Source organism: Acidithiobacillus sp. TH-A36, assembly GCF_057473445.1.
In genome coordinates, this window is record NZ_JBYCKP010000355.1 from 1 (window position 1) to 1,164 (window position 1,164).

The following is a 1,164-nucleotide window of genomic DNA, read 5'->3' on the forward strand; positions in this document are numbered from 1 at the left end:
AAACAATGTCCGTCGCCATGAGTAATTTCGGCGCATGGGGTTGGGTGTCGGACAGGCAGGGTTATCGATATGTGTCCAAAGATCCAGAAAATGCGGAGCCTTGGCCGGAAATTCCCGCCATTATTTTGAACTTGGCTCAAGCTGCGTCGGAAAAAGCGGGTTTTGCCGGTTTCACGCCGGATGCCTGTCTGGTGAATGTGTATGTTCCGGGAGCGCGGATGTCTTTACATCAGGATAGGGACGAGCAGGACATGGATGCGCCCATTGTTTCCGTTTCTCTGGGTTTGCCAGCCACTTTTCTGTTTGGCGGTGCGCAACGTCGGGATAAGGTGAAACGTATTTTTGTAGAGCATGGTGATGTGTTGGTCTGGGGTGGCCCTGCCCGCCTGCGTTATCATGGTGTTGCTCCGATCAAGCCGGGAGATCACCCTCTCGTGGGTGCAAGGCGCATTAATCTGACTTTGCGCAAGGCGCACTGAAATTGCGGATGTCGGTCTTTGCACGCTGAACGCGATTGACGTCGTCCCAACGGGAATTGTTTTGCTTATTCCGCAGGAATAACATGAGACCTTGTGTTCCGGTAGCCAACAACAGGAGTGCTCGTGAGCGTAGAAAATCCCGACGGAAAAGAACTGAGAAGTGTGGCATTGGCCATTGGTACGGCGCGCACCAGATGGGGCCGCAACCTGAAAATCATCACCTTTTTTATTACTTTTGTGTTGACCCTGCTCATCCCCATGGGGGTCATCGTCATTTATTATCTCTGGAAGCACGGCGCGCAGATTATCAGTGAAAGGGAAGCGTTGACGGTTTCTTCGGCAACCATTCTCGACTACGGCAACAGTACGGGCGCAGAATAAGCCGAGGCTGGGGCAGGTGGTTGCAAAAGGACAGTCGGCGGACGATTGCTCGGGGGGCGGATAGGTCTGGGTGGAGGCCGCCGCCAATGGGGTGAACGACCGGGTCGGTACGGTGGAAAAGGCGCAGGGCTGATATAGGCCGGTATGTAAACATGGTGCCCGGGCTCCGGGGGCGGTCGCAGGCTGTTTTGATAGTTATTCAGTGCTGCCAGGAGATTCAAGCGTTCTATGGCTGTCAGGGTTTTATCGCTGGCTGCTGAAGATGGGGTTACAGTTGCTGCCTTTTGCGGAGTTTGCAGATGCG

General features: G+C 54.3%; 2 protein-coding genes and 1 pseudogene. 2 read left to right on the forward strand and 1 reads right to left on the reverse strand.

What is annotated here, in order from left to right; translation table 11 throughout:
• On the forward strand, positions 1–479 hold a 479-nt coding region (alkB, locus tag AC2VLY_RS09425), incomplete at its 5' end, for a DNA oxidative demethylase AlkB (RefSeq protein ID WP_486922159.1).
• A gap of 123 nt (positions 480–602) precedes the next feature.
• The gene (locus tag AC2VLY_RS09430; protein WP_193650377.1) at positions 603–860 is read left to right on the forward strand and encodes a hypothetical protein; all 258 of its coding nucleotides are present in this window, start codon (positions 603–605) and stop codon (positions 858–860) included.
• Here the strand turns inward: AC2VLY_RS09430 and AC2VLY_RS09435 are convergent.
• Positions 833–1,164 (reverse strand): annotated as a pseudogene (locus tag AC2VLY_RS09435) (hypothetical protein); the annotation flags it as partial. The gene AC2VLY_RS09430 and the pseudogene AC2VLY_RS09435 sit on opposite strands and share 28 nt — an antisense overlap.